The sequence below is a fragment of the Hafnia alvei genome, assembly GCF_964063325.1.
In the GTDB taxonomy this organism is placed as follows: domain Bacteria; phylum Pseudomonadota; class Gammaproteobacteria; order Enterobacterales; family Enterobacteriaceae; genus Hafnia; species Hafnia alvei_B.
This window is the reverse complement of record NZ_OZ061315.1, coordinates 3,899,406-3,917,502: the sequence shown is the minus strand read 5'-3', so window position 1 is coordinate 3,917,502 and position 18,097 is coordinate 3,899,406. Positions and strand designations below refer to the sequence as shown.

Sequence of the window (18,097 nt, the reverse complement as noted above, 5' to 3'; positions counted from 1 at the left end):
TAACGTTACCGAGGTTTTTCACAACCGGTGGAAACGGTTAATTCATGCACATGACTGTCCGTGGGAAGCTCCGGTGGGGAGAACCACGCGGATTTGAAATCGAACCAGCCGAGCGTATTCATTCGTACACCGCGCATGCTGTGCTGCCCGTGTAGTTTTAGCCAATGATGGAATAGGGGGTGAAGCTGATGTTCCTGCACCAAGCGTTGGCACCATTCGGCCATGGGTAGGGCATTGCTGCGCCATCGGCTGGCGTCTTGCTGTAGATCACCGCTGAGACAGTACTGGAGCAAGGGGAGTTCATAGAGCATTGAAAATACGGAAAACTCTAGCGGCAAATAGAAATTAGCACTGCCGACCCAGAGATCGCTTTGCGCATCGCCTTCGTGCCAGCGACTGTAGCTTATCTCCTGCATGGTAAGCTCAACGCCATATTCGGCCAGCAACGGCTTAAGCGCTAAATAGATAGCGTGGAATTCTGAATGCTTGGTGTAGACCGTTAATGTTAAATGAGTGAGATGCTCGGGTTTTTTATTTTCACTGATCAATAAATTATGGTGCCAGCGCGGTAGGATGCCGTAGGCCGGTGACCAGTAACGTTGATGAATTTTTCCGGCTTTATTGAGCAGGGCAATCGGCGTCATGACCTGACAGAGCCATTCGCGCACCGCCGGATCGGAGGTCAACGGCGAACGTTGGTCGAACAGCATAAAGTAGCAGCCTTCTTCCAAGCGGCTTTCCAGCTCATCTTTACCCGTATCGTCGGATTGGAGCTGCACGCCTGCGTGTACCAATTCTTCTGAAATTTCAGGCAGAACCCAGATGTTAACTTCGTCAATCAGCGCACGGAAACCAAAGTAGTCGTCGTAAGCACGGATTTTCAGCTGTGTCTGCGTGTTGCGCACCACCTGATAAGGACCGGTGCCGATAGGCGAGCGCGTGAAGTTCGGTAGTGATTGCCATTCGTGTGGCAGGATCATGGCGCTGACGCTGCCCAGCAGCCACGGTAGCCATGCATCGGGCGTGCTTAAGTGGATGTCGATGACGTAAGGGTTGGGTGAGGTAATTGTTTTTAAATGTGAAAATAGCGGCTGATCGCGCAAACGCTCGAGCGATTGGATAACGTCGATCATTTCGAGTTCGCGGCCATGATGGAAACGGATCGCGGGACGTAGATAGAAGCGCCAGTGCAGGGGCGTAATTGCCTGCCAGTGATGGGCAAGATCGGATTCTAGTTCCCCATTTTCCTCATTTAGCTGGGTAAGTCCGCTGAAGATTTGGCGCGCCAAATGGGTTTCAGAGCGGCGCATTGGCGTTCCGGGGAGCAGATTAAACAACGGGCGATAGTAAAGAATGCGCAGAATATGCTTACCTTGGCGGAAGCTTCGGCCTAGCTGGGAGAGTAGCATTTGGCGTACTGAGCTGCGGTCGCCCACCAGTTGAACCAGTTGCTCAATATGATCCTGTTCCAGCAACTCCTCTGCGCGTAGCTGCTGTACCTGAAGGCCCGTTGACTGGAACGTTAGCGTTGAGCGCTTTCCTCGGCCAGACTCGGCCTGCCAATGCAGCCAACCCTGTTGTTGCATTGAGTTTAATAAGGTTCTGACATGACGACGTGAACAACTTAGCGTTTCTGCAAGCTCGCCCAGCGTGGTTTCCGCAGACTGGCCTTTGAAGCTTTGCCATAAACGTATGAACTGATGTTGTAATCGCGATGTCGCCATAAAAGAGGAACCTTTTTAGGTAAAGCTATCAATTTTTCTTTCCCTATATTACGCAGATAATTTCAGCAGATGAAAGAGAAAGAGGTGAGTAATCATTTGTCTCTCCGACATCAAAGAGTGTTTCTGAGTAATGGTGCTTTTCACCGACCAGCAGGTTTGCCTGCTGGTTTTTTTATATCCGTGTTCTGTTATCGTACGACACGCCGTATTTGCTCATGCCAGCTTAGGAAATCAGGATGACCTCTTTGTTGACTGCCCGCCGCCGAATTAACCCTATCTACGCCGCGTTTCTTATTGTTGCCTTTCTAACGGGGATTGCGGGCGCGCTTCAGGCTCCCACGCTGAGCTTATTTTTGACGACCGAGGTTAAGGTTCGCCCCCTGTGGGTTGGGCTGTTTTATACCGTCAATGCGATCGTCGGGATCGCGGTGAGTTTCCTACTGGCCAAACGATCCGATCGTCAGGGCGATCGCCGTAAACTGATTATGTTTTGCTGCGCTATGGCGGTTGGAAACTGCCTGCTATTCGCTTTCTGTCGCAGTTATTTGCTGCTGATTTCTGCCGGGGTATTTTTAGCCGCGCTGGCGAATACGGGAATGCCACAGATTTTTGCCTTGGCGCGTGAATATGCCGATCGTTCGGCAAGCGAAGTGGTGATGTTTAGCTCGGTGATGCGTGCGCAGCTTTCCTTGGCATGGGTTATTGGCCCGCCGTTGTCGTTTATGCTGGCGCTGAACTACGGCTTTACGCTTATGTATTTGATTGCCGCAGGCGTATTTGCGCTGGCGATCGTACTGGTAGCGTTGATGTTGCCGTCGATGCCGCGCACCGAAAGCGTGGGCGAAGCGGTCGTTATCCCGACCAACGCGTTTGGTGACAAGAATGTGGTTCTGCTGTTCATATCCTCCATGCTGATGTGGACCTGCAACACCATGTATATTATTGATATGCCGCTGTATATCACGCAAGATCTCGGCCTGCCTGAGAATTTGGCTGGTCTGCTGATGGGTACCGCTGCGGGTCTAGAGATCCCCGCCATGATTCTGGCGGGCTACTACGTGAAACGCTTTGGTAAACGTAACATGATGCTGTTTGCGGTGGCGGCCGGTATCTTGTTTTATGCGGGTTTGGTGCTGTTTAAATTTAAGCTGGCGCTGATGGTATTACAGCTATTTAACGCCGTTTTTATTGGCATTATTGCCGGTATCGGCATGCTCTATTTTCAGGATTTGATGCCGGGTAGGGCGGGCAGCGCGACTACCTTATTTACCAACAGTATTTCAACCGGTGTGATTATGGCGGGTGTTCTGCAGGGGGCATTAGCTGAAACTGTGGGACATCATGCGGTTTATTGGCTGGCGGCGGCGCTGGCGATTATGGCCCTAATTTTGTGTTCTCGTGTACGAGAGGCCTAGTTTGAGATTTAGGGTCGTATGAAAATGCGATCCTATTTAACTGCTAAGAAAATAACCAATTTGTCGTTTTTTGATACTGCGCAACGCCTTAGCCGAGCTATTCAGATAGCGTTAATGCAAGTGCATAGGCGTTACCTGCAAACAAAACATTTCAATTCACCTTGCCTGCGCACTAAACTCCTCTGCTTTTATTTATCTCCACCGGTACGGAGATGCCGACTCACCTAGGAAGAGTTGATAATAATATGGGTAAATTAACACCGCTAAAGCCTATACCTTCTCTAATTTCCATCGCCATCGCCCTGATTATCTGGTTTGTCATTCCCGTGCCTGAAGGCGTGAGCCCCAATGCATGGCATCTGCTTGCGCTATTTGTGGGTACCATCGCCGCTATCATCGGTAAAGCGATGCCGATTGGCGCGGTATCAATAATTGCTATTGCCTTAGTTGCGCTGACGCAGGTGACCAATCCGGGCAAACCCACCGCGGCTTTGGATGATGCGCTGAGTGGTTTTTCCAACCAGCTGATTTGGTTAATCGGGATTTCCATCATGATATCGCTCAGCCTGAATAAAACCGGGCTTGGGGCACGTATCGGTTACTATTTCATTTCGCTGTTTGGTAAGAAAACGTTGGGCATTGCCTATGCGTTGGCGTTGGCAGAAACCACGTTAGCGCCGGTAACACCAAGTAACACCGCGCGCGGTGGCGGCATCATTCACCCTATTATGAAGTCCATTGCCGACAGTTTTGGTTCGAAGCCAGAACCGGGCTCCACGCAGAAGATTGGTCGATACCTGGCACTGGTGAATTACAACATTAACCCGGTTACATCGGCGATGTTTATTACCGCCACGGCGCCAAACCCATTGATTGTAAATTTATTGCTGAAAGGCACTGGCTCAACGTTTGAACTCACATGGTCAATGTGGGCGATTGCTGCCTTGGTGCCGGGGATAATCTCTCTGTTGGTGATGCCGTTGATTGTTTACTGGCTATATCCGCCAACCATCAAACGAACGCCCAACGCGCCGCGCTTTGCCAAAGATAAGTTGGCGGAGCTTGGGAGTATTTCGTTAGCAGAAAAAATCACGCTAGGGGTATTTGCGTTATTGCTGTGCCTTTGGGCGGGAATACCTGCATTCCTTTTCGGCAGTGCGTGGGTGGTTAATCCAACCACGGCGGCGTTTATCGGGCTGGCGATCCTCTTGGCGACCGGCGTTCTAAGCTGGGACGACGTGCTGAAACACAAAGGCGCTTGGGACACGGTGGTGTGGTTTGCCGCGCTGGTGATGATGGCAACCTATTTAGGCAAGCTGGGCTTGATCAGCTGGCTTTCACAAAGCGTTGGCAATGCCATTTCTCATCTCGGTATGGGATGGGTAGGCGGGATGATCTTGCTGACGTTGGTTTATGTCTATTCGCACTACTTTTTTGCTAGCACCACGGCGCACATCACCGCGATGTTCGCCGCATTCTTCGCTGCGGGTCTGGCACTGGGCGCGCCGCCTGCCTTGTTAGGTTTAGTGCTGGCGTTTTCTTCATCATTGATGATGTCATTGACGCACTATGGTACGGGCACTGCGCCGATTATCTTTGGTTCGGGCTACGTAACTTTGGGCGAGTGGTGGAAAACCGGATTTATTCTCAGCGTAGTGAACCTACTGATTTGGATTGTGATCGGAAGTTTGTGGTGGAAGTGGTTGGGGTATTGGTGATGAGTGAATTTTAGTTCCTCCACAGCACCCCACCCTAACCCTCCCCTTCGCAGGGGAGGGAACCGTTTCGTGATGTAATCTCGATCTAATTCTCCCTCTGGTAAGGGGGCGCTTGGTGGGGTAAGTAAGGGATTAAATTAGCGCAAAAACTCCGGTAATTTTTCCTCATAAGCAGATATAGCCGCTTCGTGCTGTAGCGTCAGACCAATGCTATCCAAGCCATTCATCATGCAGTGGCGGCGGAAACTGTCTAGCTCGAACTTATAGGTTTTGCTTCCCGCATGAACGGTTTGCGTTTCCAGATCGACGGTAAACGATATTTCGGGGTTGGCTTTGACCTGTTCAAACAATTCATCGACTTCGGATTCGCTTAGCGTGACGGGCAACAGCTGATTGTTAAATGAGTTGCCGTAGAAAATGTCTGCGAAGCTTGGCGCAATCACCACTTTAAAGCCGTAATCGGTTAATGCCCATGGGGCGTGCTCGCGTGATGAGCCACAGCCGAAGTTTTCGCGCGTCAGTAAGATGCTTGCGCCTGTGAATGCAGGCTGGTTCAGGATGAAATCAGGGTTAGGTTGCTGGCCTGCATCGTCTAAAAAACGCCAGTCGTTAAACAGATGCTGACCAAAGCCGGTACGGGTGACCTTCTGTAAAAACTGCTTAGGGATAATCGCATCGGTGTCGACGTTCGCGGCGTCCAAAGGAACAACGATGCCGCTGTGCTGAATAAATTTAGCCATGAGTAGTGCTCCTTATCAGACCGCTGCGGTCGCTAATTCACGAATATCGGCAAAGTGCCCGCTTACTGCGGCGGCGGCGGCCATTGCAGGGCTGACCAGATGCGTACGGCCACCGCGGCCTTGGCGGCCTTCAAAGTTACGGTTGCTGGTGGATGCGCAGCGCTCGCCTGGATTCAGACGATCGTTGTTCATCGCCAAGCACATTGAGCAACCCGGTAAACGCCATTCAAAACCGGCCTCGATGAAAATTTTATCCAGACCTTCGGATTCCGCCTGTGCTTTCACAGGACCTGAACCCGGAACCACAATGGCTTGCACGCCGTTGGCAACCTTACGCCCTTTGGCGATAGCCGCAGCGGCACGTAAATCCTCGATGCGTGAGTTGGTGCACGAGCCGATAAAGACCTTGTCGATGGCAACGTCGGTCAGCTTAACTCCGGCTGCTAAATTCATGTAAGCCAGCGCCTTTTCTGCTGAGGCACGCTCCATGGGATCGCTAAATGATTCAGGTGCAGGGATTGGCTGGTTGATGGCAATCACCTGACCTGGATTGGTTCCCCATGTAACCTGAGGGGCGATGTCGCTGGCGTTCAGCGTGACGGTGGCGTCAAACTGTGCGCCCTCATCAGACTTCAGCGTGCGCCAGTATTCCACGGCTTTGGTCCAGCTTTCGCCTTTTGGCGCAAACTGACGGCCTTTCAGATAATCAAAGGTCGTTTCGTCTGGTGCCACTAAGCCGGCTTTTGCGCCCATTTCTATGGCCATATTGCACAGCGTCATGCGGCCTTCCATCGACAGGGCTTCTACGGCTTTGCCGCAGAATTCCACTACGTGTCCGGTACCACCGGCGTGACCGATTTTGCCAATCACGGCCAGCACGATATCTTTGGCCGTAATGCCTTCGGCGGCATCGCCAGCAATTTCAATTTTCATGGTTTTTGCTCGGCCTTGCTTCAGCGTTTGAGTCGCTAAAACATGTTCGACTTCGGAAGTGCCGATACCGAAGGCCAATGCGCCGAATGCGCCATGGGTGGCGGTGTGAGAATCGCCGCAAACAATGGTGTTACCCGGTAATGTCATGCCTTGCTCGGGGCCGATAACGTGAACGATACCTTGGAAGGGATGATTCAGATCGTATAACTGCACGCCAAATTCTTTGCAGTTTTTCATCAGTTCTTGCATCTGGATACGTGCCATATCGCCGCAGGCGTTAATATCTTTGGTCTGCGTAGAAACGTTGTGATCCATGGTGGCAAAGGTTTTGCTGGTTTGGCGAACAGGGCGGCCCATTGCACGCAGACCATCAAACGCCTGTGGTGACGTGACTTCGTGCACCAAGTGGCGGTCGATATACAGCAGCGGCGTTTCGTTTTCAGCTTCATAAACGACGTGAGCATCAAACAATTTTTGATATAAAGTTTTCGCCATGATCAGGCCTCCTGTGCGATAAAGCGGGCAATTGCATCGCCCATCTCTGAGGTTGAAATCGCTTTACCATCACCCGCTAAATCGCTGGTGCGGAAGCCTTGCTCTAATGCTTGATTAACAGCTTGCTCAACGGCGTTAGCCGCATCGTCTGCATTCAGGCTGTAGCGCAGCAGCAGGGCAAATGACAGAATTTGAGCAATAGGATTGGCAATGTTCTTTCCTGCGATATCCGGGGCAGAGCCACCCGCAGGTTCATACAGACCGAAGCCTTGTTCATTCAGGCTGGCGGAAGGCAGCATGCCCATCGAGCCGGTGATCATGGCGCACTCGTCCGACAAAATATCGCCGAAGATGTTGGAGCACAGCATGACGTCAAACTGCGACGGATCTTTAATCAGCTGCATGGTCGCGTTGTCGATATACATGTGATTCAGCTCGACGTCTGGGTAGTCTTTGCCGATCTCAGTAGCAATTTCGCGCCACAAAATAGAGCTTTGCAGCACGTTCGCTTTATCAATGGAGGTCACTTTGCCACGACGTTTGCGCGCGGCTTCGAAGGCGATACGTGCGATACGTTCGATTTCAAAGCGATGATAAACCTCGGTATCGAAAGCTCGCTCATGCATACCTTGGCCTTCTCGGCCTTTCGGCTGGCCGAAGTAGATCCCGCCGGTTAATTCACGCACGCACAGAATATCGAAGCCGCGAGCGGCGATATCGCTACGCAGCGGGCAAAACTCTTCTAATCCTTCATATAAGCGCGCTGGGCGCAGGTTGCTAAACAGTTTGAAGTGTTTACGCAATGGCAATAATGCGCCGCGTTCAGGCTGCTGTGCGGGCGGAAGGTTCTCCCATTTTGGGCCACCGACGGAGCCAAACAGAATCGCGCTGGCTTGTTCACAGCCTGCAATGGTGGCTGCGGGCAAAGGCGTGCCGTGCTTGTCGATGGCTGCGCCACCGACGTCATATTCGCTGGTAGAAATTCTCAGGCCAAAGCGCTGGCGCACGGCGTCGATGACTTTGTAGGCCTGCGCCATAATTTCTGGACCGATGCCGTCTCCGGGTAAAACGGCAATGTGATGTGTTTGGCTCATAATTAGATCGCTTCCTGATTAGAATGAGAAGGTGATGTTTGTGTTTGGTGGATGCGCTGTTTTTCTTTTTCGACCTGCTGCGCACGCCAGATGTTATTCAGTACGTTAATCAACGCCTGAGCAGAAGACTCGACGATGTCGGTAGTAATGCCGACGCCGTGGAAGCGGCGGCCGTTGTAATTGGCAACGATATCAACCTGACCCAGAGCATCTTTGCCTTGGCCTTTTGCTGAAAGCTGATATTTAATAATATCAATGTCATAGCCAGCGATACGGTTGATAGCTTGATAAACAGCGTCGACAGGCCCATTGCCAGTAGCGGCTTCTGCGCTGATTTCTCCGCCGATGTTTAATTTCACCGATGCGGTTGCCATCACGCTGGTACCCGACTGGACGCTGAAGTAATCCAAGCTGAAGTGCTCAGGCTCTTCCTGCTGTTTATTAATAAAGGCCAGCGCCTCTAAGTCGTAGTCGAATACCTGCCCTTTTTTGTCAGCCAGTTTCAGGAAGGCATCGTATAAGGTGTCCAGATTGAAGTCGGTACCTTCCTGATAACCCATCTCTTCCATGTGATGTTTCACGGCAGCGCGGCCAGAGCGAGAGGTCAGATTCAGCTGTACCTGATTCAAACCAATCGATTCTGGGGTCATGATTTCGTAGTTTTCGCGGTTTTTCAGCACGCCGTCTTGGTGGATGCCAGAAGAGTGCGCGAAAGCATTAGAGCCCACAATGGCCTTATTACCCGGGATGGGCATATTGCACATTTGGCTGATGAATTGGCTGGTGCGGTAAATTTCCTGATGGCGAATATTGGTATGCACACCCAGCATTTCGGAACGTGTACGGATGGCCATGATGACTTCTTCCAATGCACAGTTGCCTGCTCGCTCGCCAATACCGTTGATTGTCCCTTCGACCTGACGTGCACCGGCCTGAACCGCAGTAATGGAGTTGGCGACCGACATGCCCAAATCGTCATGACAGTGAACGGAAATGATGGCTTTATCGATGTTAGGCACGCGCTCGTACAGATTGGTGATGATGCCACCAAATTGATAAGGCGTGGTGTAACCGACGGTGTCGGGAATGTTGATGGTGGTGGCACCGGCCTTGATGGCGGACTCAACGATGCGGCACAGATTGTCTAACGGAGTACGGCCCGCATCTTCGCAGGAAAACTCAACGTCATCCGTGTAGTTACGCGCACGTTTCACGGAATGCACCGCCATTGCCACGACATCCTCAAAGGATTTTTTCAGCTTTGATTCAACATGCAGCGTGGAGGTGGCCAAAAATACATGAATGCGGAAGGCTTCAGCGACGCGCAGCGCTTCAGCGGCGACATCGATATCTTTATCTACGCAGCGTGCCAGTCCGCAGACTCGGCTGTTTTTGATGTTACGCGCAATGGTTTGTACCGATTCAAAGTCACCAGGGGAAGATACGGGGAAGCCAACTTCCATAACGTCAACCCCCATGCGCTCTAATGCCATCGCGATTTGCATCTTCTCTTTGACGCTCAGACTTGCTTGTAATGCTTGTTCACCATCGCGCAGCGTGGTGTCGAAAATAATCACTTGTTGGCTCATGCAGGTTGCTCCTCAATCGTTCTTATTTATCGCGTTGCGCTGCTTTTGATGTAAAAAAAAGCCCGCGCATTTGCGCGGGCTTTCTTGTGTTTGGTTGGAATCAGTTTTGATTACCGCCCACAGGCTCACCGCGCATGCTGGATGCGAGAAGGAGGAGGCTGAGGAGGCGAGTCGTCTGGATCATGTGATTCCGCTCTTAATCTGAGTGAGTAATTTCAATACTTAAAGTGATACTGGATAGCTAAAGTCTTGTCAACGGGTATTTCAGTAGGTGAGAAAAACTCATATCCGATGGGCCTAGTGATAAATATTCTTCTTATGAAGTAGTACAGGATTGTGAGGTGTCTCAGAAATTTTAATGAAACATTAGTTGGCTAATTACGATAGGGCTGTTCTATAACTTGGTTTGTTTCGGTGATAACTAATTGGATGAGAAGCGTATTTTTTAAAATATACATACTTATTATTCTTTGTTAGTTAACTATTGCTTCCTTGAATTTTAAGTACAACTAAATCATTAATCACTAGAATGCATTGGTGTTGAATGAATGAAAGGTTGATGAGTGACAGATGGCCTTTTGTGTCATTTTAATTCTAAATAAATCAATTTGTATTTATTGCTGTGTTTATTTTTATAGCTAGGGATAGCGTTTAAAAATTCCCAAACTGGACGGCTGAGCGGGGTTTGAATTTTCGGCTGTTTTCATATCTTAATTAATTCGTGGTTTTATTTTCTAATCGCGATGCTGAAATATAAATTATATTAGGTGATGTATGTCAGTACAAAACGAAGCTATGTCTTTGGCCGAGAATGGAAGTACAGAACTGGTTCAACTCAGAAACGTTGACCTTAATTTGCTGACTGTCTTTGATGCGGTTATGCAGGTGCAAAATATCACGCGTGCGGCACATGCCTTAGGTATGTCTCAGCCCGCGGTGAGTAACGCTGTTGCTCGATTGAAAGTCATGTTCAACGACGAACTCTTCATGCGCTATGGCCGCGGTATCCAGCCAACGCATCGGGCATATCAGCTGTTTGGTTCGATTCGCCAAGCATTGCAGATTGTTCAGAATGAACTCCCTGGCGCTGGCTTTAACCCGCTAGTAAGTGAACGTGTATTTAATGTGGCGATTTGTAGCCCATTAGATATTCGACTAACAGCAAAGCTATTTAATCAAATTAAAGAGAGCGCATCTCACGTTCAGTTACATTTAAACTCATCAGTAAATGAAAATATTGAACGTAAATTACGCTATCAAGAAAAAGACTTCTTGATTAGCTACAGTCATTTTGAAAGTGAAGAATACTCTTGCGAACCTCTATTTAAAGATGAGTTCGTTTTAGCCGTATCTAAGAATCACCCAAGAATTAATAATATGGTCAGCTATCAGCAGCTATTGGTTGAGCAACATGCTGTTGTTGGTTTGAATTTATTCTCATCGCTAAGCCGTAGTTATTATGAGGCGAGTGAGTTAGCCCGTTGTGTTGCATATCAAGGTACCGATATGAACAGCGTACTGAGCGTGGTATCTAAAACTGAAATGGTGGCTATTGCCCCACGCTGGCTGGTTGAGGATTATGCAGAACACTTGAATCTTTCTGTGGTGTTACTCAGTGATTTGGAGAGAGAACGTACCTGCTATCTGAGCTGGCACCATGCCGCAGAGCGTGATAGCGGTCATCAATGGATGAAAGCCGTACTGAGTGACTTTGGTAGTAAATTTTAAACTTCATGTTTAAATAATTAAGTTAATAAAGAGAGAGCATTAAGCTCTCTCTTTGCATATCTGGGGTTTGTCGCGCTGGTAGTGGTTTATAGATGCTAATAGCGGTTTTATTAGTTTTTTATATTATTTTGAATTCTTTTCATTCGTGGCGAACGGACCCAGTATTTACATTATTCTCTGCCATAGCTTGATGGATAATTATTCAAGAAACCCGTCTTTACTCACATTTTGATGTTCAATAATCGTTGACCCTTCGGCTAGAACAGGTAGACTTCGGCGAAAAGAGCGCACAGCTGTAAGCTGAATAAGATTTTTCACTCATATCTTACTGCGACATCCATTCCGATAAATTCAATGAACTTCTTCTATGATCAATGAGTTAAATAAATATCATTTAGTTGAACGAATTCAGCAGCAGATCAAAACCATACCGCAGCGTGTTGCGCTACGTGAGTGGTCTGCTCAAGGCGAAACTTCATTTACCTGGCAACAGGTAGGGCGTCGGGTTGAGAAACTCGCGCTGGCATTGTGCGCTTTAGGCGTTGATGTGCAGGATCGCGTGGCTATTTTTGCTCACAATTCAGTTTCTTGGACCTTGGTTGATCTGGCTATTTTGCATCTGCGAGCAATAACCGTTCCGGTGTACTCCACAAACACCGCGGGACAGACCGCCTTTGTGCTTAATGATGCTGACGTGCGCATCCTGTTTGTTGATGGCCAATCTCAATATAATGCGGCGCTGGCTCTGCGTGGTGTTTGTCCGCAGTTAGAACGCATTATTGTTATGTCGGACAGCATTGACATGCAGGGCTGTGAAATCGCCTGCACACTTGAAGATTTCGCTGCTAGCGCACAAGAATCTTATTTGCCTCAGTTGGCTGAACGTATTGCACACGCTGATATGAGCGATCTGTTCACGCTTATCTATACCTCAGGCACGACGGGCGAGCCAAAAGGCGTGATGCTAAATTACACCAATATGGGCGCGCAGCTTCGCTTGCATGATGAGCGTTTAACCGTAACGGCCGATGATGTTTCTCTGTGCTTCCTGCCGCTTTCTCACGTATTTGAACGCGCATGGAGTTTCTATGTCATGCACTCTGGGGCGCAGAATGTGTACCTTGGCGATACCAATCAGGTTCGCGAGGCGATGCAATCGGTGAAGCCTACCGTTATGTGTGCAGTTCCGCGTTTTTACGAGAAAATCTTTAGCGCTATTCATGAAAAAGTGGCTCAGGCGAAGTGGCATAAGCGTGCCATGTTCAAGTGGGCTATTTGGGTGGGGGAAAAATGTTTCCTGACCGAGCGTACTGGGAACAAACCAAGCCCTGCGCTGATCGCGATGCATAAGTTAGCCGACAAGCTAGTTCTCAGCAAACTACGTGGAATTTTAGGTGGGCGAGTGCGTTTTCTGCCAGCCGCAGGTGCAAAGCTGGATGATAATGTCATCCTGTTTTTCCAAGCGCTGGGTGCCAACATTAAATACGGTTATGGCATGACAGAAACCTGTGCCACGGTATCTTGCTGGGAAGAGAACGATTTCCGCTTTGGTTCTATTGGTAAACCATTGCCTGACGTTGAAGTCCGTATCGGTCATGAAAATGAAATTCAGGTACGTGGCCCTATCGTCATGTGTGGTTATTTTAACAAGCCGTTGGAAACCGCCGCGACCTTTACTGAAGATGGCTGGTTAAAAACCGGTGACGCAGGGGCATTAGATGAGAACGGTAATTTGTTTATTACCGAGCGCTTGAAAGATTTGATGAAGACCTCTAACGGTAAATACATTGCGCCACAGATGGTTGAAGGCACCTTAGCGCAGGATCGTTTTATCGAGCAGGTTGCGGTTATCGCCGACGCGCGTAAATTTGTGTCTGCGCTGATCGTTCCGTGTTTTGAATCTTTGGAAGAGTACGCTAAGTCGATCAACCTGAAATATCACGATCGCTTAGATCTGCTGCGTCATAGTCATATCGTTGAGATGTTTGAGTTACGCCTGCGTGAAATGCAGAAAGGCTTAGCCAAATTTGAGCAGGTTAAACGCTTTACACTGCTGCCAGAGGCTTTCTCCATGGAACAAGGCGAGCTGACACCAACGCTTAAACTGCGTCGCAAGATTATTAACTCGCGTTACCAGATGGAAATCGAATCCATGTATTTGGAACGATAGTTGTAAACTGATCGTTGTAAACTGATTTTGCTCACCGGCCAGTATTTTTACTGGCCGTTTTGTTTTCTCAAACGGTCCTAACGTATTTTGGCGTGAGAGAATGATTTAGTTCTGTAATTTGGCTGAGCGCAGCGATAAGCGCGGAGCTAATTCCATAACTCTCAGCGTTTTATCCCTAAAAAATGGCTGAATACAGCAAGGTTGTCACTTCCTCTCTTTTCCCCACAGGTTTGTCGTTTGCGCACTTGTTATTCCCACGTTAAGGTAATGAATCAAACACAACACACAAAAAAACAGGGATCCACCCTGAATATGATACCTACGCAAAGTCAGCCTGGAGGCAAACCCATGGAGATGTTGTCAGGAGCCGAGATGGTCGTTCGATCGCTAATCGATCAGGGCGTAAAGCATGTATTCGGTTATCCGGGCGGGGCCGTTCTTGATATTTATGACGCCCTGCACACTGTTGGAGGAATTGAACACGTCCTCGTGCGCCACGAACAGGGCGCAGTGCACATGGCCGACGGATTTGCGCGTGCGACCGGAGAAGTGGGCGTGGTGTTGGTGACTTCAGGTCCTGGGGCAACAAATGCTATCACCGGTATTGCGACCGCTTATATGGACTCGGTTCCGATGGTCGTTATTTCCGGACAAGTCGCCACGTCTCTGATTGGTAATGATGCCTTTCAGGAGTGTGACATGGTCGGGATTTCACGCCCGGTGGTGAAGCACAGTTTTTTAGTGAAGCACACTGAAGATATTCCAACCATTATCAAAAAAGCCTTCTATTTGGCCTCGACAGGGCGTCCGGGCCCGGTCGTGGTTGATTTGCCCAAAGACATCATGAATCCGGCGATCAAACTGCCGTATTCGTATCCTGAAAATGTCAAAATGCGCTCGTACAGCCCGACGTTGCAAGGGCATCGTGGCCAGATTAAGCGCGCGCTACAAACGTTGCTGGCGGCGAAACAGCCGATTATTTATGCCGGTGGCGGCGTGATTAGCTCAGGCTGTCATGAGGAACTGCGCCAGTTAGCCGAACGCTTGAATATTCCAGTGACAACTTCACTGATGGGCTTAGGTGGCTTCCCTGCATCTCATGCTCAAAGCCTCGGCATGCTGGGTATGCATGGCACTTACGAAGCTAATATGGCGATGCACAACGCTGACGTTATTTTTGCCGTCGGTGTGCGTTTCGACGATCGTACCACTAATAATCTGGCAAAATACTGTCCTAATGCGACAGTGCTACATATCGATATCGATCCTACCTCGATCTCCAAAACCGTTGATGCTGATATTCCGATTGTGGGTGATGCCAAAGAGGCGTTGGCGACTTTCTTGGAGCTGCTAGGGCAGAAAGAAGCCAAGCAAGATTTCGATGGCCTGCGTGATTGGTGGCAAAACATTGCTCAATGGCGTGCCCGTAAATGCCTGAGCTATGACACGACCAGCGGCCGCATTAAACCGCAGCAGGTTATTGAAACTCTCCACCGATTAACCAAAGGTGAAGCTTACGTTGCTTCGGATGTGGGTCAGCACCAGATGTTTGCCGCCTTGTACTACGGTTTTGATAAACCGCGCCGCTGGGTGAATTCGGGAGGCCTAGGCACCATGGGCTTTGGCCTACCGGCTGCGCTGGGGATCAAATTAGCCTTGCCGGAAGAAACTGTAATTTGTGTCACCGGCGACGGCAGTATCCAGATGAACATCCAAGAGCTGTCAACGGCGCTGCAATATGATTTGCCAGTTGTGGTGGTGAATCTTAACAACCGCTTCCTTGGCATGGTTAAGCAGTGGCAAGACATGATTTATGCCGGGCGTCATTCACAGTCTTACATGGAATCATTACCGGATTTTGTGAAGCTGGCTGAGGCTTACGGGCACGTTGGGATCGCTATCCGCACGCCTGATGAACTGGAAAGCAAGCTGGAGCAGGCGCTGGCGGTGAAGAATCGTTTAGTATTTGTCGACGTGACCATTGATGAAACTGAGCACGTTTATCCAATGCAAATTCGCGGTGGATCAATGGACGAAATGTGGTTAAGCAAAACGGAGAGGACTTAATAATGCGCCGGATTTTATCTGTATTACTGGAAAACGAATCAGGCGCACTGTCCCGCGTGGTCGGCCTGTTCTCTCAGCGTGGCTATAACATTGAAAGTTTGACCGTAGCCCCTACGGACGATCCCACGCTTTCGCGCATGACGATCCAAACCGTCGGCGATGCGAAAGTGCTTGAGCAAATTGAAAAACAGCTCCACAAACTGGTCGATGTGCTGCGCGTGAGTGAGTTGGTGCAGGGTTCGCACGTTGAGCGTGAAATCATGTTAGTGAAGCTACAGGCAACGGGCTACGGACGTGAAGAAGTGAAGCGTAGCACCGATATTTTCCGCGGACAGATTGTGGATGTCACTGCGGCGCTTTACACAGTTCAGCTAGCTGGCACCAGCGATAAGCTCGATGCCTTCCTAAGTGCCGTGCGAGAGGTTGCTGAAATTGTTGAAGTCGCTCGTTCAGGCGTGGTTGGGGTATCTCGTGGTGACAAAATAATGCGTTAACACAGGTCAATTTTCTGCGTAATAGTGCTATTTAGGGGCTCAGCTTTGTGCTGGGCCTCTTACTTTTTCTTATTTGCTGATGCCATTCAGCAAAAGCGGTTGCTCCTTTCTTCTTTATGCGGTTAGATCATTTGTATCGATGGCCATTCGGTCTTCTTAATTAATTTGATGCGTAAGGGGATAACGTGAAGTTGGATGAAATCGCGCGTCTTGCTGGAGTTTCGCGGACGACGGCCAGTTATGTCATTAACGGTAAGGCCAAACAGTACCGTGTGAGTGATAAAACGGTTGAAAAAGTGATGGCTGTGGTACGTGAGCATAACTATCATCCAAACGCCGTGGCTGCAGGTTTACGTGCTGGCCGCACCCGTTCTATTGGGCTGGTCATTCCTGATTTGGAAAATACCAGCTACACCCGCATTGCAAACTATTTGGAGCGTCAGGCACGTCAAAGAGGCTATCAGCTGTTGATCGCCTGTTCAGAAGATCAGCCAGACAATGAAATGCGGTGTATCGAGCACCTATTACAGCGTCAGGTTGATGCCATTATTGTTTCAACCGCGCTGCCGCCGGAACACCCGTTCTATCAGCGCTGGGTCAACGATCCTTTGCCGATCATTGCGCTGGATCGCGCGTTAGATCCTGAAAACTTTATTAGCGTTGTGGGAGCCGATCGTGAGGATTCTGAGATGTTGGCGGAAGAATTACGCAAATTCCCAGCTAAATCGGTTCTGTATCTCGGGGCTTTGCCTGAGCTGTCGGTGAGCTTTTTACGCGAGCAGGGATTTCGAGACGCATGGCGTGACGATCCGCGTGAAGTGCAATATCTTTACACCAATAGCTACGAACGTGATGCTGCAGGCGTGGCGTTCTCTAATTGGCTGAAAGATAATGAAATGCCGCAGGCTTTGTTCACTACGTCATTCCCGCTTCTGCAGGGGGTGCTGGATGTCACGTTGAAGCATCATGGTCATTTGCCAACCGACCTTGCGATCGCCACCTTTGGTGACAATGAACTACTGGATTTCCTCGATTGCCCCGTTTTGTCGGTGGGACAGCGCCATCGTGATATCGCCGAACGCGTACTGGAATTAGTGTTAGCGAGTTTGGATGAACCGAAGAAGCCGAAAGCGGGTTTAAGCCGAATGCGCCGTGTACTGCTCAAACGTGGCCGTCTTAACCGAATGTAATGCCGAAAGAATTAAGTAAAACGATGAAGTGAGAAGGCGCCGGTGCTAAACCGGCGTTTTTTTTACGCCTGAACTTTATTGACCTGAACTTTATTAGCATGGGCAGACACTTTAAACAGCCTGCGGCAATAATCTAAAAAATAGCCGTAGGCGACACCCATTGCCATAGATACCACGGCGTTGCTGGTGACCGCCGCGATAATTTGCGCGCCGTCGGCACCCACAGACCACAAAATAATGGCATATACCGGCGACTGAAAAGAGACATAGGCAACTAGGTCAGCCACGATTTTTGCAGCTCCTGTTGGGCTATAACGCTGTGACTGACGAATAAACCAATCACGATATATTCCATAGGGCCAGGCAATAAGAATATTGACCGGAATGGAAAGCAGGCGAGATGACAGTGATTGGCTAAAGCTCATTCCTGATAGAAAAACTTCAATCACCATACCGACGATGAAGGAATAAACCACCAGTGCAAAAATATCGGCGGCGGCGCTGCGAGCACGAGAATCGGATGAAAACATAACGGCTAACTCCATATTGAAACTAGTCATTAACGCTTGGTTTATGTGATCATAATGGTTATATGAGCTACTTATTTTTATACAAGTAGCATACATGTTTGGTGCGTGTTTTTTAACTAGTGAAAAATTTTTATTTAAAGATGGATTTGCTACAAAAGGCTGCGCAAATGGCAAGGGTAGGCAAAACGCATGATTTCTCACCATGGCGTT

General features: G+C 49.2%; 13 protein-coding genes. 7 read left to right on the top strand and 6 right to left on the bottom strand.

Annotated elements, in window-relative coordinates; all coding sequences use genetic code 11:
* Positions 1 to 5: 5 nt before the first annotated feature.
* Positions 6 to 1,724, bottom strand: a complete 1,719-nt coding sequence (gene sgrR / locus AB3Y96_RS18350; RefSeq protein WP_072310034.1) for an HTH-type transcriptional regulator SgrR — start codon at positions 1,722 to 1,724, stop codon at positions 6 to 8.
* A gap of 236 nt (positions 1,725 to 1,960) precedes the next feature.
* Between sgrR and AB3Y96_RS18345 the strand changes: the two genes are divergently transcribed.
* Both AB3Y96_RS18345 and AB3Y96_RS18340 read left to right on the top strand, forming a co-directional pair.
* On the top strand, positions 1,961 to 3,139 hold the full coding sequence (locus AB3Y96_RS18345) for a sugar efflux transporter (protein WP_367299899.1): 1,179 nt from the start codon (positions 1,961 to 1,963) through the stop codon (positions 3,137 to 3,139).
* A 245-nt stretch (positions 3,140 to 3,384) separates the two neighbouring features.
* Positions 3,385 to 4,857, top strand: coding sequence for a DASS family sodium-coupled anion symporter (locus AB3Y96_RS18340; protein ID WP_072310036.1), 1,473 nt, complete (start codon positions 3,385 to 3,387; stop codon positions 4,855 to 4,857).
* Between the two features lie 137 nt (positions 4,858 to 4,994).
* On the opposite strand, the gene leuD is transcribed toward AB3Y96_RS18340, so the two are convergent.
* From leuD to leuA, 4 genes are read right to left on the bottom strand one after another with little or no spacing between them, the layout of a single operon-like run.
* On the bottom strand, positions 4,995 to 5,597 hold the full coding sequence (leuD, locus tag AB3Y96_RS18335; RefSeq protein WP_367299898.1) for a 3-isopropylmalate dehydratase small subunit: 603 nt from the start codon (positions 5,595 to 5,597) through the stop codon (positions 4,995 to 4,997).
* A 15-nt stretch (positions 5,598 to 5,612) separates the two neighbouring features.
* A complete protein-coding gene (gene leuC, locus AB3Y96_RS18330) occupies positions 5,613 to 7,025 on the bottom strand; it encodes a 3-isopropylmalate dehydratase large subunit (RefSeq protein ID WP_367299897.1) in 1,413 nt (470 codons plus the stop codon).
* A gap of 2 nt (positions 7,026 to 7,027) precedes the next feature.
* Positions 7,028 to 8,119 (bottom strand): 3-isopropylmalate dehydrogenase, encoded by a 1,092-nt coding sequence (gene leuB / locus AB3Y96_RS18325; protein ID WP_072310039.1) that lies wholly within the window; start codon positions 8,117 to 8,119, stop codon positions 7,028 to 7,030.
* 2 nt (positions 8,120 to 8,121) lie between these two features.
* Positions 8,122 to 9,708 (bottom strand): 2-isopropylmalate synthase, encoded by a 1,587-nt coding sequence (gene leuA, locus AB3Y96_RS18320; protein ID WP_367299896.1) that lies wholly within the window; start codon positions 9,706 to 9,708, stop codon positions 8,122 to 8,124.
* Between the two features lie 774 nt (positions 9,709 to 10,482).
* Here leuA and leuO point away from each other — a divergent pair.
* From leuO to cra, 5 genes are all read left to right on the top strand, one after another.
* Positions 10,483 to 11,436, top strand: a complete 954-nt coding sequence (gene leuO / locus AB3Y96_RS18315; RefSeq protein ID WP_072310041.1) for a transcriptional regulator LeuO — start codon at positions 10,483 to 10,485, stop codon at positions 11,434 to 11,436.
* A 367-nt stretch (positions 11,437 to 11,803) separates the two neighbouring features.
* The gene (locus tag AB3Y96_RS18310) at positions 11,804 to 13,606 is read left to right on the top strand and encodes a long-chain fatty acid--CoA ligase (RefSeq protein ID WP_367299895.1); all 1,803 of its coding nucleotides are present in this window, start codon (positions 11,804 to 11,806) and stop codon (positions 13,604 to 13,606) included.
* Between the two features lie 348 nt (positions 13,607 to 13,954).
* Positions 13,955 to 15,673 carry an acetolactate synthase 3 large subunit gene (gene ilvI / locus AB3Y96_RS18305; RefSeq protein ID WP_367299894.1) on the top strand — a complete coding sequence of 573 codons (1,719 nt, stop codon included), beginning with the start codon at positions 13,955 to 13,957 and terminating at the stop codon, positions 15,671 to 15,673.
* A 2-nt stretch (positions 15,674 to 15,675) separates the two neighbouring features.
* Positions 15,676 to 16,167, top strand: coding sequence for an acetolactate synthase small subunit (ilvN, locus tag AB3Y96_RS18300; RefSeq protein WP_168780284.1), 492 nt, complete (start codon positions 15,676 to 15,678; stop codon positions 16,165 to 16,167).
* A gap of 185 nt (positions 16,168 to 16,352) precedes the next feature.
* Positions 16,353 to 17,357, top strand: coding sequence for a catabolite repressor/activator (gene cra / locus AB3Y96_RS18295; RefSeq protein WP_025800372.1), 1,005 nt, complete (start codon positions 16,353 to 16,355; stop codon positions 17,355 to 17,357).
* A gap of 62 nt (positions 17,358 to 17,419) precedes the next feature.
* Here cra and AB3Y96_RS18290 read toward each other — a convergent pair whose 3' ends face one another.
* On the bottom strand, positions 17,420 to 17,887 hold the full coding sequence (locus AB3Y96_RS18290) for an L-alanine exporter AlaE (protein WP_367299893.1): 468 nt from the start codon (positions 17,885 to 17,887) through the stop codon (positions 17,420 to 17,422).
* Between the last annotated feature and the right edge of the window lie 210 nt (positions 17,888 to 18,097).

Bases quoted from the DNA above. Each gene is read 5' to 3' on its own strand.
- sgrR (WP_072310034.1), bottom strand. From the start codon at position 1,724: ATGGCGACATCGCGATTACAACATCAGTTCATACGTTTATGGCAAAGC.
- AB3Y96_RS18345 (WP_367299899.1), top strand. From the start codon at position 1,961: ATGACCTCTTTGTTGACTGCCCGCCGCCGAATTAACCCTATCTACGCC.
- AB3Y96_RS18340 (WP_072310036.1), top strand. From the start codon at position 3,385: ATGGGTAAATTAACACCGCTAAAGCCTATACCTTCTCTAATTTCCATC.
- leuD (WP_367299898.1), bottom strand. From the start codon at position 5,597: ATGGCTAAATTTATTCAGCACAGCGGCATCGTTGTTCCTTTGGACGCC.
- leuC (WP_367299897.1), bottom strand. From the start codon at position 7,025: ATGGCGAAAACTTTATATCAAAAATTGTTTGATGCTCACGTCGTTTAT.
- leuB (WP_072310039.1), bottom strand. From the start codon at position 8,119: ATGAGCCAAACACATCACATTGCCGTTTTACCCGGAGACGGCATCGGT.
- leuA (WP_367299896.1), bottom strand. From the start codon at position 9,708: ATGAGCCAACAAGTGATTATTTTCGACACCACGCTGCGCGATGGTGAA.
- leuO (WP_072310041.1), top strand. From the start codon at position 10,483: ATGTCAGTACAAAACGAAGCTATGTCTTTGGCCGAGAATGGAAGTACA.
- AB3Y96_RS18310 (WP_367299895.1), top strand. From the start codon at position 11,804: ATGATCAATGAGTTAAATAAATATCATTTAGTTGAACGAATTCAGCAG.
- ilvI (WP_367299894.1), top strand. From the start codon at position 13,955: ATGGAGATGTTGTCAGGAGCCGAGATGGTCGTTCGATCGCTAATCGAT.
- ilvN (WP_168780284.1), top strand. From the start codon at position 15,676: ATGCGCCGGATTTTATCTGTATTACTGGAAAACGAATCAGGCGCACTG.
- AB3Y96_RS18290 (WP_367299893.1), bottom strand. From the start codon at position 17,887: ATGTTTTCATCCGATTCTCGTGCTCGCAGCGCCGCCGCCGATATTTTT.